The organism is Pseudactinotalea terrae (assembly GCF_009733845.1).
GTDB lineage: Bacteria > Actinomycetota > Actinomycetes > Actinomycetales > Beutenbergiaceae > Pseudactinotalea > Pseudactinotalea terrae.
Window position 1 is genome coordinate 88955 of the sequence record NZ_WNXZ01000009.1, and the last position, 13523, is coordinate 102477.

General features: G+C 69.6%; 14 protein-coding genes. 13 read left to right on the forward strand and 1 reads right to left on the reverse strand.

Annotation, left to right across the window (positions count from 1 at the left end; genetic code table 11):
- The first annotated feature begins 202 nt into the window (after positions 1-202).
- The 3 genes from GPA03_RS21135 to GPA03_RS21145 are packed head-to-tail and all read left to right on the forward strand — an operon-like array spanning position 203 to position 4117.
- Positions 203-1522: an ABC transporter substrate-binding protein gene (locus GPA03_RS21135; protein ID WP_156254042.1), complete on the forward strand. Its 1320-nt coding sequence runs from the start codon at positions 203-205 to the stop codon at positions 1520-1522.
- 3 nt (positions 1523-1525) lie between these two features.
- Entirely contained in the window at positions 1526-3058 is a 1533-nt protein-coding gene (locus tag GPA03_RS21140) for an MGH1-like glycoside hydrolase domain-containing protein (RefSeq protein WP_156254043.1), read from the forward strand.
- Positions 3059-3115: 57 nt separating this feature from the next.
- On the forward strand, positions 3116-4117 hold the full coding sequence (locus tag GPA03_RS21145) for a LacI family DNA-binding transcriptional regulator (RefSeq protein ID WP_156254044.1): 1002 nt from the start codon (positions 3116-3118) through the stop codon (positions 4115-4117).
- Here GPA03_RS21145 and GPA03_RS21150 read toward each other — a convergent pair.
- A complete protein-coding gene (locus GPA03_RS21150) occupies positions 4114-5130 on the reverse strand; it encodes a LacI family DNA-binding transcriptional regulator (protein WP_156254045.1) in 1017 nt (338 codons plus the stop codon). The genes GPA03_RS21145 and GPA03_RS21150 overlap by 4 nt on opposite strands.
- Before the next feature lie 149 nt (positions 5131-5279).
- Here GPA03_RS21150 and GPA03_RS21155 point away from each other — a divergent pair, with 149 nt between their 5' ends.
- From GPA03_RS21155 to GPA03_RS21200, 10 genes are all read left to right on the forward strand, one after another.
- On the forward strand, positions 5280-6614 hold the full coding sequence (locus GPA03_RS21155) for an extracellular solute-binding protein (protein WP_156254046.1): 1335 nt from the start codon (positions 5280-5282) through the stop codon (positions 6612-6614).
- A 10-nt stretch (positions 6615-6624) separates the two neighbouring features.
- Positions 6625-7566 (forward strand): carbohydrate ABC transporter permease, encoded by a 942-nt coding sequence (locus GPA03_RS21160; protein ID WP_156254047.1) that lies wholly within the window; start codon positions 6625-6627, stop codon positions 7564-7566.
- Positions 7563-8447 carry a carbohydrate ABC transporter permease gene (locus GPA03_RS21165; RefSeq protein ID WP_156254048.1) on the forward strand — a complete coding sequence of 295 codons (885 nt, stop codon included), beginning with the start codon at positions 7563-7565 and terminating at the stop codon, positions 8445-8447. The genes GPA03_RS21160 and GPA03_RS21165 overlap by 4 nt, the downstream gene beginning before the upstream one ends.
- A 103-nt stretch (positions 8448-8550) precedes the next feature.
- Positions 8551-9636, forward strand: a complete 1086-nt coding sequence (locus GPA03_RS21170; RefSeq protein ID WP_156254049.1) for a DUF6585 family protein — start codon at positions 8551-8553, stop codon at positions 9634-9636.
- A 125-nt stretch (positions 9637-9761) separates the two neighbouring features.
- Positions 9762-10769: a dihydroxyacetone kinase subunit DhaK gene (gene dhaK, locus GPA03_RS21175; protein WP_156254050.1), complete on the forward strand. Its 1008-nt coding sequence runs from the start codon at positions 9762-9764 to the stop codon at positions 10767-10769.
- Positions 10769-11401, forward strand: a complete 633-nt coding sequence (gene dhaL, locus GPA03_RS21180) for a dihydroxyacetone kinase subunit DhaL (RefSeq protein WP_156254088.1) — start codon at positions 10769-10771, stop codon at positions 11399-11401. The genes dhaK and dhaL overlap by 1 nt, the downstream gene beginning before the upstream one ends.
- Positions 11401-12105 (forward strand): dihydroxyacetone kinase phosphoryl donor subunit DhaM, encoded by a 705-nt coding sequence (gene dhaM, locus GPA03_RS21185; protein WP_156254051.1) that lies wholly within the window; start codon positions 11401-11403, stop codon positions 12103-12105. Before dhaL ends, dhaM begins: the two co-directional genes overlap by 1 nt.
- Before the next feature lie 105 nt (positions 12106-12210).
- A complete protein-coding gene (locus GPA03_RS21190; RefSeq protein WP_156254052.1) occupies positions 12211-12615 on the forward strand; it encodes a DUF4233 domain-containing protein in 405 nt (134 codons plus the stop codon).
- Positions 12612-13049: a nucleoside-diphosphate kinase gene (gene ndk / locus GPA03_RS21195; RefSeq protein WP_156254053.1), complete on the forward strand. Its 438-nt coding sequence runs from the start codon at positions 12612-12614 to the stop codon at positions 13047-13049. Before GPA03_RS21190 ends, ndk begins: the two co-directional genes overlap by 4 nt.
- Positions 13050-13093: 44 nt before the next feature.
- A complete protein-coding gene (locus GPA03_RS21200) occupies positions 13094-13309 on the forward strand; it encodes a hypothetical protein (protein WP_156254054.1) in 216 nt (71 codons plus the stop codon).
- The last annotated feature ends 214 nt before the right edge of the window (positions 13310-13523 follow it).

Below are 13523 nucleotides of genomic sequence, written 5' to 3' on the forward strand. Positions count from 1 at the left end.
ATGGATTGTCGCCTTCGTCAACAAATACGCAGTAGGCGCGTAATCACGCGGTTTCGTCGAGAGCGTGCCGTACCCGGTGCGCTGCCAGTCGGCACCGTTGACACCCTCGTCTTGCGCTGTTACGTTCCGCTGCAAGCGGTTTCTGAGAATCCGCTTTCACGCGGGCGTGACGATCGCCCACGACGATCGAAGAGAGACAGCAATGACGCGTTCTTCACATCGCTCGATGCGGTCGGCCGTCGTCGCAGGTGCGGCGGCCCTGGCACTGGCGGCCTGCTCCGGCGGCGACGGCGGCGCAGGCAACGGCGGGACCGGCGGCGGCGAGGTCGACACCGAGCAGCCCGTCGAGCTTCACATCGCCTGGTGGGGCAACGACGGCCGTGCGGCGATCATGGCCGAGGCCATCGATCTGTTCGAGGCCGAACACCCCAACATCACCGTCGTCGAGGAGCCGGTGGGCGCTCCCGACGACCTCTTCAACCGGCTCGCGACCGACTTCGCCTCCGGCACGGCACCGGACGTGTTCGCGCTCGGCGGCGCCAAGCCGCAGGAGTACGGGGCGGCCGGAGCGCTGCTCGATCTCGCGACGGTGAGCGAGCAGCTGCCCACCGACGGCTACCCCGATTTCACGCTCACCAACGCCACGGTCGACGACACCCTCTACGGGCTCCCCACCGGCGGCAACGCGATCGGGGTGCTCATCAACCCCACGATCTTCGAGCAGGCGGGCGTCGCACTCCCGGAGGCCGACTGGACCTGGGAGGAGTTCATCGACATCGCCAACGAGATCTCGGCGAACGCCGGCGAGGGCGTCGTCGGTCTCGACCTGCGCCTGCAGGACATCTTGGGCACCTACGTGGCCCAGTACACCGAGACCGGCATCTACGACTGGGATGGCCAGCTCGCCGTCGACGCCGCCACGATCCAGCAGTGGTACGACCTGGAGGCCGGACTGGTCGAGGCGGGTGGCCTGCCTGACCCCTCGGTGATCGTGGAGCACTGGAACGTGACGCCAGACCTGAGTCTCTTCGGCACCGGTCGTGCGGCGATGACCTTCAGCTACAGCAACCAGATCGCGGCCTACCAGGCGGGTACGGGTGCCGACGTCGAGATCCTCACCCCGCCGACCTCCACCGGAGTCTCGGGGCTGGCGGTGCTGCCGTCGCAGTTCTGGGCGATCGCCTCAGGCTCGGAGCACCCGGCCGAAGCGGCCCTGCTCGTCGACTGGCTGCTCAACCAGCCTGCGGCGGCCGAGATCATCCTGTCCGACCGCGGGTTGCCGTTCAACCCGGACACCCTCTCGGTGGTCGAGCCGCTGCTCGCTCCCGCTGACGCGCAGGCGGCCGCGTACCTCACCGAGGTTCTCGAGATCGGCGTGGTGGCACCTCCGCAGCCCGCCGGTGGTGCGATCCTCAACGAGCTGTCGCAGCGGATCGAGTCAGAGATCCTGTTCGACCGGGTGACCTCGGCCGAGGGTGCGCAGCAGTGGATCGACGAGTTGTCTGCCGCGCTGGAGGGCTAACGAGTGAGATCTCTGGAGCAGGCCCTCACGGGCCTGCGCGAGACCACCGCCGACGTCGCGCTCGTGACGGTCGGCGGTGGTCTGCAGCGACGGTGGGAGCAGGCGCTGGCCGAGCTGGGCGACTGCATCAGGCCGGGTCACGACGGCGAGCCGGTGCTGCACGAGGGGGGCGGCTACGACGGCACGTGGCTCGAGAGCACCGCCACGATCGAGGCCGAGGTGCTCGACCGGTTCGCCCCGGACATCACCCGGGCCACCCACCTGCAGCTCGCCCGCCACCAGCGCGAGGACGGGCTGCTGCCCTACAAGGTGACCGCCGCCGGCCCCGCCTTCAGCCAGATCCAGATGGTCACGCCGCTGGCCCGGTGCGTCTGGCACCACTACCTGCGCGAGGGCGACGGCGAGTACCTGGCCACGATGTTCCGTGCGATGGCAGCACACGATGCCTGGCTCGCCCGGCACCGGGACACCCGGGGGACCGGCGGCGTCGAGGTGTTCTGCACCTTCGACACCGGCCACGACCTGTCGCCCCGGTTCTGGGGCGTCCCCGACCGCTGCCTGCACGGTGACGCCGCCCGGTACGACGGCGACGTCCCCGGGCTGCCGTTCGTCGCACCCGACCTCACGGCGAACGCCGCCTGCCAGCGGCACCATCTCGGGCTGATCGCGGCCGAGCTCGGGGAGGACGCCGAGCCCTGGGTCGAGCGGGCCGCCGCCAGCCGGGCTGCGCTCGTCGAGCAGTGCTTCGACCCCGAGGCCGGCACCTTCTACGACCGCACGGCGGACGGCGAGCTGCTGCGGCTGGACTCCGACGTGCTGCTGCGCGTGCTCGCCTGCGAGGTCGTCGACGCCGACCTTGCCGCCGCCGCGGTCGACCGGTACCTGATGAACCGACGCCGGTTCCGCGCCGCGGCCGGGCTGACCTCGATCGCGATGGACGACCCGCGGTTCGACGCCGACTACCACCGCAACTCGTGGGCCGGCCCGGTCAACATGCTGACGATGCTGCGCGCACCGCACGCGTTTGAGCAGCACGGTCACCATGCCGAGCTCCTCGAGATCGAGCGCGACCTGCTCGCCGCGATGGCCGAGCACGAGGCGTTCCCGCAGTGCGTCGACCCCTTCTCGGGCCGCCCGGGCTTCGCCGACGGCTACGCGCCCGCGATGCTGTGGCTGCTCGATGCGCTCGAACGCACCTGCGGCGTCCTTCCCCGGCCCGACGGCGAGATCTGGTTGTCGGGGATGCCCCCCACGCGCCTCGCCCGGGGTGAGCAGCCGCTGGCGACCGGGCACGCCCGGTCGGTCGCGGGTGTGCGCTACGAGATCGTCGGTGACGACGAGCGGGTCGAGATCCATCGCGACCACGAGCTCTGGCTCACGTTCCCGCGCGGCTGGCGCATCGCCGTCGACCGGCAGGGCGAGGTGAGCGCGGTCACCGGGCTCAGCCCTCGAGGAGTCCGCGGGCGGCTGGTCGGTGCCGGCCACGACGTGGATCTGCTCGTGCAGGCGAACGAGCGCATCACGCTCGGAATCTAGGATGTCGCAGCGCCCGCCGGGCGAGCACACGGACCGAGGGGAGGATGGCTGATGGTCATGAGACGACCAGGCGCGACCACGATCGCGGAGGTGGCCGAGCGGTCCGGTGTATCGGCGTCGACCGTGTCGCGCGTGATGAACGGGCGGTTCGCCGGCGACCCCGCCATCGCCGAGCGCGTACGGGTGGCGGCCGCCGAGCTTCGGTACTCCCCGAACCACCTCGCCCGCAGCTTCGCGATGGGCCAGACCAGCGCGATCGCCTTCCTCGTGCCCGATCTCGCCAATCCGTCCTCGCAGGCCGTGCTCGCCTCGCTCAGCTCCGCGGCGGCTGCCGACGGCTACCGCGTGCTGGTTGCCGACTCCGCCGAGTCCGCGGAGGACGAGCCGCTGCTCGCCGCCGACATCCGCCGCCGCAGCGATGCGCTCGTGCTGTGCGCGCCACGCATGTCCGAGACGGAGCTGATCCGGTGCGCGGAGTCGTTGGCGCCCGTGGTGCTGCTCAACCGTGCATGCCCGGGCCTGCCTGCACCGACCCTCTCAGTCGACTCGCGTGCCGGGTTCGTCAGCCTCACGCGGCACCTGTACGGGCTCGGCCACCGCAGGATCGCGTACGTCGAGGGCCCCGAGGGCGTGGCGAACCGCAACCGCATCAACGGGATCGGTGACTTCCGTGCCGGCGTCGAGGATCTCGATCTGGTCCGGGTGCCGGGCGGCGGCACGAGCGAGGACGGCCTCGCCGCCGTCGACGCCGTGATCGCGTCCGGGGTGACGGCGGTGCTCGCCTTCAACGACCTGGTCGCCGTGGGTCTCGTGCACGGGCTGCAGGAGCGCGGCGTCAGCGTCCCGGGGCAGGTCTCGGTCACCGGCTTCGACGACATCCCGTTCGCGCGGTTCATGTCGCCCTCGCTCACCACGGAGTCGGTTCCGCACCAGATGCTGGGGCAGCTCGGGTGGGCGAGGATGTCCTCGCTGCTGCGGGACGAGAGCCCCGACCACGACCTGGTGTTCCAGCCGCGGTTGGAGCTGCGGCGCTCGACGGCGGCGCCGAGCCAGACCTAGCTCGACTCGCGCACCACCAGCCGGTGCGGCACGATCAGGTGCCGACCTTCACCCTGGTAGCCACCGATCCGCTCGTGCACCAGCCGCACCGCGACCCGGGCGAGCTCGCGCTTGTCGGGGGAGACACTGCTGAGCTGTGGCTGCGACCATCGGGCGGGCTGGGTGTCGTCCCATCCGACGACGGCGACATCTTCCGGCACGCGCAGCCCGGCGCGGCGAAGCGCGTGAAGGGCGCCGACGGCGAAGCGGTCCTCGCGGCACATGACGGCGTCGATCTTCAGCCCCTCGGCCAGCGCGGCGCTCAGCCCCACGTCGCTGGCCTCGACCGAGTAGCCCTCGCACATGAGGACAGGACGATCGGACCGAGGGATCCCGACGCCGTCGAGTCCCTCGTGATATCCCTGCAGCCGCGGCGCGGTCGCGTCGCTGACCTCGTCGATCACGGTGCCGAGGAACGCGATGCGCCGACGGCCTCTGGCCGCGAAGTGGTCGATCACCTCGCGGGCAGCGGTGACGTTGTCGATCATCACGTGGTCGGCGGCTGCGGGCGGGTTCTCGCCGAAGAGCACGAGCGGGACGTCGCGCGGCAGCGAGGCGATCTCGGCGTTGGTCATCCGGACCGGGTGGAACAGGATCCCGTCCACGACACCGTTCTCGCGGTCGCCGATCGCCGCACGCTCGGCGTCGGCGGAGAGCATCGTCTGCTCCATCAGCACCCGGTAGCCGAGCTCCGGGGCCACCTCGGCCACGTGCCGGGCGAGCTCGGAGTAGTACGGCTGGTCCATCTCCGGCAGCGCGAGCGCGAGCATCCCGGTGCGGCCCGTGACGAGCCGCCGCGCCGTGAGGTTGGGGCGGTAGCCGAGCTTGTCGATGGCCTGCTGCACCCGCGCGCGGAGGGCGGCGCTGACGTGGGGATGGCCGTGCACCACGTTCGACACGGTCTTCATCGAGACGCCGGCGTGCGCGGCGACATCGACCAGCCGCACCTGTGCGTTCGAGCGCGATGACGCCATCGGCTCCCCTCCGTCTTGTCCGGATGGTACCCATCGGCGCGTTTCCTTGTGAGACCAATTACAGCGCTGTACGGTCAAGACGCCGGGTGCTCGCACGCGGTCACCGGGAGGAACTCGGCGGGAGAGGCATCACGAGGGAGTGATCATCGATGGTGGATCGCACCAGAGGCCTGACAAGACGCCAGCTGCTGACCACAGGCGTGGGCGCGTTCGGCGCGGCTGCGGTCGGCGCGCCGCTGCTGGCCGGATGCTCGCCGGGAGGTGGGGTCGCCGACCGCGAGAACCTTGACTTCTGGCACCTGCTCAGCGGTGGCGACGGCATCAAGATGTCGGATCTGATCGACTCCGCGAACGCCGCCAGCGACGTCTACTCGGTCAAGCCGACCGTGCTCGCCTGGGGCGCTCCGTACTACACCAAGCTGGCCATGGCCTCAGCCGGTGGCCGAGCGCCCGATCTCGGGATCATGCACGCGTCGCGGCTACCCGGGTACGCGCCCGGCGGGCTGCTCGACCCGTGGGACCTGGACATGCTGGCGGAGGTCGGCGTCACCGAGGACAAGTTCCCCGGCCCGATCTGGGAGAAGGGTTTCAGCGAGGACTCGTTGTACTCGATCGCCCTCGACGCGCACCCGTTCATCATGATGTACAACACCGACATCTGCGATCAGGCGGGCGTGCTCGGCAGCGACGGCCAGCTCGCCGAGATCACCTCCCCCGAGGACTTCCTCGAGGTGGCCGCCGCGATCCAGGGGGTCACCGGCGTGCACGCGCTCTCCTACGGCTACCTCGGTGACGGCGCCCAGATGTGGCGGCTCTGGTACTGCCTGTATCTGCAGCAAGGGGCCGAGCTCGTGCTCACCGGTGAGGCCGCGGAGTACGACCTCGACGCGGCGGTCACTGCGCTGGAGTTCATGCAGACCCTCCTGGACGACACCATCTGCGCCCGCGGCGCGGACTACGCCAACGCGGTCGCCGAGTTCGCCAGCGGGACCGACAGCGGGCTGTTCTTCACCGGCGTGTGGGAGCTCCCGACGATGCTCGGGGCCGAGATCGCTCTCGACGCGCAGACCATCCCCAACCTGTACGGCACCGACGCCGCGTACGGCGACTCTCACTCCTTCGTCCTCCCGCACCAGGACAACCCGGATCCGGACGCACGACGGGCGACCTATCAGTTCGTCGCCGATCTCCTCGGTTCCTCGTTCCGCTGGGCCGAAGCCGGGCACATTCCCGCCTTCCTCCCGATCACCGAGAGTCCCGAGTACGAGGACCTGCTGCCGCAGGCGCACTACGCCAACGCCGCCGACATCCTCAACTACGACCCGGAGGCCTGGTTCAGCGGTTCGGGCAGCAACTTCCAGGAGTACTTCGCCGAGTACGTGCAAGGTGTGCTGCTCAGCGGTGAGGACGCCGCGAGCGGGTTCGAGGCGTTCATGGGACGTGTCGACGCGCTGATCAGGCAGCCGAACCCGGTCGCGGGTTGAGGAGGACGAGATGACCACAGCACCACAGACAGCCCCCGAGACCGGTTTGGCCGCCACCGGCCCCAGCAGCGGGCGCGCGCGCTCGATGCGGTCCGGGGACCGCATCGCAGGCTGGGCATTCGTCGCACCGTTCCTCGTGTTCTTCATCGCCTTCCTGATCTGGCCGATGATCCACGGGCTCTACCTGAGCTTCACCGAGATCTCTCTCACCGGCGCCGGTGGGAGCTTCATCGGCTTCGACAACTATGCCGAGGCCTTCGCCGATGGCGACGTCTGGCGCTCGCTGGGCAACACCGCATGGTTCACGCTGCTGTCCACGGTGCCGCTCGTGGTCATCGCGCTCGTGATGGCCGTGCTGGTGGAGCAGGGGCTGCCGGGCCAGTGGCTGTGGCGGCTCTCGTTCTTCATGCCGTTCTTGCTGGCGTCCACGGTCGTCAGCCAGATCTGGGTGTGGATCTTCAACCCGCAGCTCGGGATCGCGAACGCGGTCCTCGAGATGTTCGGGCTCGAGGGTGTTGCCTGGTTGCAGGAGCCGGAGACCGCGATGCTCGGCGTGGTCATCGCCACCGTCTGGTGGACGATCGGCTTCAACTTCCTGCTCTACCTCGCGGCGCTCCAGAACATCCCGCCGCAGCAGTACGAAGCGGCGGCGATCGATGGCGCCGGCCGGTTCCGGCAGTTCTGGTCGATCACGATGCCGCAGCTGCTGCCGACCACGCTCCTCATCGTCATGCTGCAGGTGCTCGCCTCGCTCAAGCTCTTCGATCAGGTGTACCAGATGACCGGGGGCGGGCCAGGAGGTGCGACGCGGTCGATCCTGCAGTACGTCTACGAGGTCGGCTTCACCGGTTACCGGTTCGGGTACTCGGCCGCGATCTCCTACGTGTTCTTCGCGATCATCATCATCGTCTCGCTCGTCCAGTTCCGCTTCACGAGAAGGAGTGACTCATGAGCGCCGCCGTCGCCCCGGTCCAGCGCGCCGTCGGTCCCAGGGGGCGCGGGCCGGACAGGAAGACCGGTCCGGGCCGGATCGTCGCCTTCGTCATCCTGATCCTGATGGCGATCGGGTGGCTGCTGCCGTTCCTCTGGGCCGTCAACACGGCGTTGAAGACCGAGCAGGATGCCGCGACGTCGACGAGCTGGATCCCCGAGAACGGCTTCACGCTGGAGTCGTTCGGCGATGTGCTTGCGGTCGGCAACGTACCGATCTGGGCATGGAACTCGTTGCTGACGTCGGTGATCATCACGGCGATCACGGTGGCGATCTCCGCGCTCGCGGCCTACGCGTTCGCCCGCATCGACTTCGGTGGCCGCACGTGGCTCTACGCCGTGGTGATCGCCTCGATCGTGGTGCCGGGCCAGGTGCTGATCATCCCGCTGTACTACGAGATGCTCGCGCTGCGCCTCGTCGACACCTACTGGGGGCTGATCCTGCCGCAGGTGATCGCACCGGCGATGGTGTTCATCCTCAAGAAGTTCTTCGACCAGGTCCCGATCGAGCTCGAGGACGCCGCACGGATCGACGGTGCGGGCCGACCTCGGATCTTCTGGTCGGTGGTGCTGCCGCTCTCGCGCCCGATCCTGGCCTCGGTGGCGATCTTCGTGTTCATCGGCGCGTGGAACAACTTCCTGTGGCCGTTCCTCATCATGAACGACACCTCGCTGATGACCCTGCCGGTCGGCCTGCAGACCGTGATCAGCGCCTACGGCATCGTCTACTCGCAGGTGATGGCCCAGGCGGTGCTCGCAGCGCTCCCGTTGATCCTGGTCTTCCTGGTGTTCCAGCGTCAGATCATCAAGGGCGTCGCCACCTCCGGTTTCGGCGGGCAGTAGCCCGCACGGCTCCCCACCCGATGCCGCGGCGGTCGGGTGGGGGAGTGCTGCCCATGCCCGGATACTCGCGCGATCGCCGATGACCCCCACTAGCCTGTGCGCCATGTCCGTGCCGCCTCAGCCCAGCTCAGCGACGCCGTCGAAGGCGAGGCCCACGACCGACGGCGGTGCCAAGTTCGGCGCCGTCCCGATCGCGGCCTTCGCCACGATGGCCGTGGTGACGATCGCGGGCATCGTCACCTACGTGCTCACGAAGACCGCCACGGTCGTCGCCACCTGCGGTGGTGACCCGATGGCTCCCAACCAGGTGTGTGACTCCGTCAAGAACGGTGTCACGGTCGGGACCGACACCTATGCCGAGGTCCTCGCAGCGGCGCACCGCGCCAACCAGGTGGGGCAGTGGACCGGCGTCGCGCTGGTCGTGATCGGGGTGGCGTTCGCCGTGATGACATTCCTCAAGTGGCGCCAGGACATCGCGACCAAGGCACAGGTGACCGACGAGCTCGGCGCCCCGATCAGCTCGCACAGCCGCACCACGAGCTCCTCGTTCTTCGGGATCATCTTCGGTGCTGGCTTCATCGCTCTCGCCGGCTACTTCCTGCTGACCGGGATGACGAAGGACTCGTGGGGCTACTACCTCGGCACCGCCGCGTTCGGCCTGCTGGGGTTGCTGTTCCTGTATCTCGCGGTGCCCAAGAACGGCCAGCTGCTGCAGACCTTCGACGGTGGCGTGCGCGTGATCGCGAACGACAAGCAGCACACCTGGGCCTGGACCGACGTCAACTACGTCATCACGCCCGCCAAGGGCGCCGCCAACCACGGCATCGGCGGACCGGGGCTGAAGCAGCTGCCGATCACCGGGCTGCAGGGCGCGAACGAGCTTCAGGCACTCGTGCAGCGCAAGAGCGTCGAGGCGAAGTTCCGGCCGGCGGTCGATGCGGTCAACCGGGGCGAGACCGTCGCGTTCGGGCCACTGGGCGTCAGCCGCGAAGGCATCAGCCACGGCCGCAAGCTGCTGCCGTGGAGCGAGTACGGCGGGATCGCGCTGCACCAGGGCAACGTCGGCGTCATCCGGACCCCGAAGGGTCGTTTCGCCGGGCTCTCCCTCGGTGTCGTGCCGAACTACGCGCTGTTCGTCCACCTGGTCGACGCCGTCAGCAAGTCGCAGCCGCAGCGCCCGACCGCCTGACTGTGACCGGCGTCACGCCGACCTTCGTCTCGCGGCTACCCAAACGACACCCGCACGCACCAGCGCCGCGCGATCCTTGGGACAGGGCGGAGCACCGCCCGTCAGCACGAGCGAAGGAGCCGGCCGTGAAGAAGCTGATCAACGACCCCAACGACGTCGTCCCAGAGAGCGTCGAGGGTTTCGTCCTCGCCCACTCGGACATCATCGTCGGCAGCGACGACCCGGAGACGCTCTTCGTCTCCCGCGCCGGCGGTGCGGTCTCGGGCAAGGTCGGGCTCGTGAGCGGTGGCGGCAGCGGGCACGAGCCGCTGCACGGGGGTTTCGTGGGTGTCGGGATGCTCGACGCCGCCGTGCCTGGCCCCGTGTTCACCTCACCCACGCCGGACCCGATCCTCGCGGCCACCAAGGCAGCCGATGGTGGCGCCGGCGTGCTCCACATCGTCAAGAACTACACGGGCGACGTGCTCAACTTCGAGACCGCGGCCGAGCTCGCCGATGCCGAGGACATCCCGGTCAAGGCCATCGTCGTCAACGACGACGTCGCCGTCGAGGACTCCCTCTACACGGCGGGCCGACGCGGCGTCGGCGGCACGGTGCTGCTCGAGAAGATCGCGGGAGCCGCCGCCGAGCGTGGCGACGACCTCGACGCGGTCCTGGCTGTCGCCACCAAGGTCAACGACAACGTGCGGTCGATGGGCGTGGCGCTCACGGCGTGCACCGTGCCGCACGCGGGCAAGCCGAGCTTCGACCTGCCCGAGGGCGAGATCGAGATCGGCATCGGCATCCACGGCGAGCCGGGGCGCAGGCGGATCAAGGCCGCACCCGCTGACGAGATCACCGACCTGCTGCTCGACCCGATCCTCGAGGATCTCGGTCTCGCAGGCGGCGACGATGTGCTGCTCTTCGTCAACGGCATGGGCGGCACCCCGAGCTCGGAGCTCTACATCGTGTACCGCCACGCGCGCGCACGGCTCGAGGCGCTGGGCACGAACGTGACCCGCTCGCTCGTCGGCAACTACATCACCTCGCTCGAGATGCAGGGCGCCTCGATCACGGTGCTCCGCCTCGATGACGAGACCACCGAGCTCTGGGACGCGCCGGTCCACACCCCGGCGCTGCGGTGGGGCCTGTGATGACGACGGTCGGCGTCGACTGGGCGCTCGACTGGGTACGGTGCAGCGCCGCGGTGGTGACCGAGCACCGTGAGGAGCTGATCGATCTCGACCGTGCGATCGGCGATGGTGACCACGGCGAGAACATGCACCGTGGTTACCGCATCTTGCTGGAGAAGCTCGACGGCTTCGAGGCCGCGACCGTCGGTGATGTGCTCAAGCTGGTGGCGACCACACTGATGTCGAAGGTGGGTGGGGCTGCGGGACCGCTCTACGGCACCGCCTTCCTCCGCGGTGCCAAGGCTGCGGACAGCGCTGATCTGGACGCGGCGGGGGTGGCGGCTGTGCTCGCGGCGGGCGTCGAAGGCGTCGTTGCCCGCGGCAAGGCCGAGGTCGGAGACAAGACGATGGTCGACGCCTGGCACCCCGCAGCAGCAGCCGCGCAGGAGGTCGCGGACTCGGGCGGCAGCGCGGGCGAGGCCCTGCGTGCGGCTGCTGACGCCGCACGCGCGGGCGCGGAGTCGACCGAGCCGTTGGTCGCCCGCAAGGGCCGCGCGTCCTACCTGGGGGAGCGGGCCATCGGGCACCGTGACCCGGGCGCGCAATCCTCCGCGCTGCTGCTGGAGGCTGCGGCTGCGGCGGCTGGCGCCTGATGGCGACGGCGTTGGTGCTGGTCAGCCACTCGGCCAAGCTCGCAGCAGGGCTCGCTGAGGTGGCGGGTCAGATGGCTCCTGACGTCACGATCGTCGCCGCAGGCGGCACCGACGACGGCGCGATCGGTACGAGCTTCGACCTCGTGGAGCAGGCGGTCGCGCAGGCGTTGGAGGGCGGCGCGGACGGCGTGGCGATCCTGACCGATCTGGGGTCCGCGACGCTCACGGCCGAGTCGGTCCTGGACATGCTCGACGACGAGCGAGTGCGGTTGGTCGAGGCCCCGTTCGTCGAGGCCGCCGTTTCCGCCGCGGTGGCGGCCCAGGGCGGTGGTGACCTCGAGGCGGTCAGTGCTGCGGCGCGCACCGCCGTGGACGCGTTCACGGGATCCGGCGACAGGTCGGCCGACGAGCCGACTCCCGCCGTCGAGGCACCGACGAGCGGCGCAGCCGCTCAGACCCGCAGCCTCGTGCTCAAGAACTCGCTGGGGCTGCATGCGCGGCCGGCCGCCGTCGTCGCTCGCAAGGCATCGGAGTTCGATGCCGAGGTGACGATCAACGGTGTCGATGCGGCCAGTGTGCTCGCGCTGATGGCGCTCGGGCTCACGGGTGGCGCCGAGGTGGAGCTCAGCGCGTCAGGTGCGCAGGCCGAGGAGGCGCTCGAGGCGCTGACGGCGGAGATCGAGTCGGGATTCGGCGAAGTCTGAGCGCCGCGTCAGACGGTATGGCAGGCAAGGGAGCACAGAACATGCACCCATCGACCTGGACGAGGTCTGCCACAGCGTCCTGATACGCAGCCGTATCCTGATCGCGTGACGACGAGTGGTTCTGCAGCACCGGCCAGGAAGAAGCCTCGATCGGCGCGCGGCATGTTCTGCTCCGCCGTGCTGACCTTCGAGATCTTCGTGGTCGTGTTCGCCGCGCTCGTGGCGTTCGGGTTGCGGGAGCCGGGCACGAGCGTGGGCCCGATCTGGGCGGTCGCCGGCGTTGGGGCGCTGCTGTGCCTGGTCGCGGCCGCGCTGGTGCGACGCACGGCAGGCCTCTGGTTGGGCTCGCTGGTGCAGGTGCTGCTGATCGCGTCCGGTGCGGTGCTGCCCACGATGTACATCGTGGGCGTGGTGTTCGCGGCGCTGTGGGTCGCGGCGATCGTGCTGGGCCGCCGGATCGACACCGAGCGTGCCGAGCGGACCGCTCTCGAAGATAAGTTGAGCGCATGACCGACGCACCTGCGCCCGAGCGCACTCTCGTCCTTGTCAAGCCCGACGGCGTCAAGCGCCACCTCACCGGTGAGATTCTCCGCCGCATCGAGGCCAAGGGGTACTCGGTGGTGGCGCTGGAGCTGCGCACCGCCGATGCCGATCTCCTCGCCGGCCACTACGCCGAGCACGTGGGCAAGCCGTTCTACGACGCCCTGGTGGAGTTCATGAGCTCCGGGCCCGTGGTCGCTGCCGTGCTCGAGGGCCACCGGGTGATCGAGGGCTTCCGCTCGCTCGCCGGTGCCACCGACCCGACCGTGGCCGGTCCCGGCACCATCCGCGGCGACCTCGCCCGCGACTGGGGGCTGAAGGTGCTGCAGAACCTCGTGCACGGTTCTGACTCGCCCTCCTCGGCCGCCCGCGAGATCGGCCTCTGGTTCCCCCGCATCGCCTGAGCGATTGCGGGATCATGGAGTTCTCGAGCATCGAGGAGGAAACCATGTCACTCCCGAACGACGACTGGCGCGAGGCCGAGCCCGACGAGCTCGACCCAGCGAACCCGCTGCTCGCGGATCAGGGCGAGGAGCGCGGTGAGGACTACCACCCGGCCATCGCCCGCCCCGACCTCGAGGACAGGGCCGCCGAGGCCGACGTCGTCGAGCAGGGGTACGAGGTCGCCGTCGACGACTCGGACGACGATCCCGACGTCGACTGAGCCGCCGCCCCGCAACGATCTCGTGAGGCCGAGGGAGCCGGACGTCAGGTGCGAGGGAGGCGGAACAGGAACGGGTCCGGTCGCCACGACGCCACCGTGGCGGGAGCGATCCGGCGGGTGATCTTCCGGAACACCCGGTCCTCGTCGGCGATCTCGTCGGAGTAGACGCGAACGACCCAGTCTCCGGTGTCCGTGATGGCTGCCTCCCTCTTCC

What these genes read in the sequence shown, in the direction of transcription:
- GPA03_RS21135 (WP_156254042.1), top strand. Translation starts at nt 203, where the DNA reads ATGACGCGTTCTTCACATCGCTCGATGCGGTCGGCCGTCGTCGCAGGT.
- GPA03_RS21145 (WP_156254044.1), top strand. Translation starts at nt 3,116, where the DNA reads ATGAGACGACCAGGCGCGACCACGATCGCGGAGGTGGCCGAGCGGTCC.
- GPA03_RS21150 (WP_156254045.1), bottom strand. Translation starts at nt 5,130, where the DNA reads ATGGCGTCATCGCGCTCGAACGCACAGGTGCGGCTGGTCGATGTCGCC.
- GPA03_RS21155 (WP_156254046.1), top strand. Translation starts at nt 5,280, where the DNA reads ATGGTGGATCGCACCAGAGGCCTGACAAGACGCCAGCTGCTGACCACA.
- GPA03_RS21160 (WP_156254047.1), top strand. Translation starts at nt 6,625, where the DNA reads ATGACCACAGCACCACAGACAGCCCCCGAGACCGGTTTGGCCGCCACC.
- GPA03_RS21165 (WP_156254048.1), top strand. Translation starts at nt 7,563, where the DNA reads ATGAGCGCCGCCGTCGCCCCGGTCCAGCGCGCCGTCGGTCCCAGGGGG.
- GPA03_RS21170 (WP_156254049.1), top strand. Translation starts at nt 8,551, where the DNA reads ATGTCCGTGCCGCCTCAGCCCAGCTCAGCGACGCCGTCGAAGGCGAGG.
- dhaL (WP_156254088.1), top strand. Translation starts at nt 10,769, where the DNA reads ATGACGACGGTCGGCGTCGACTGGGCGCTCGACTGGGTACGGTGCAGC.
- dhaM (WP_156254051.1), top strand. Translation starts at nt 11,401, where the DNA reads ATGGCGACGGCGTTGGTGCTGGTCAGCCACTCGGCCAAGCTCGCAGCA.
- ndk (WP_156254053.1), top strand. Translation starts at nt 12,612, where the DNA reads ATGACCGACGCACCTGCGCCCGAGCGCACTCTCGTCCTTGTCAAGCCC.
- GPA03_RS21200 (WP_156254054.1), top strand. Translation starts at nt 13,094, where the DNA reads ATGTCACTCCCGAACGACGACTGGCGCGAGGCCGAGCCCGACGAGCTC.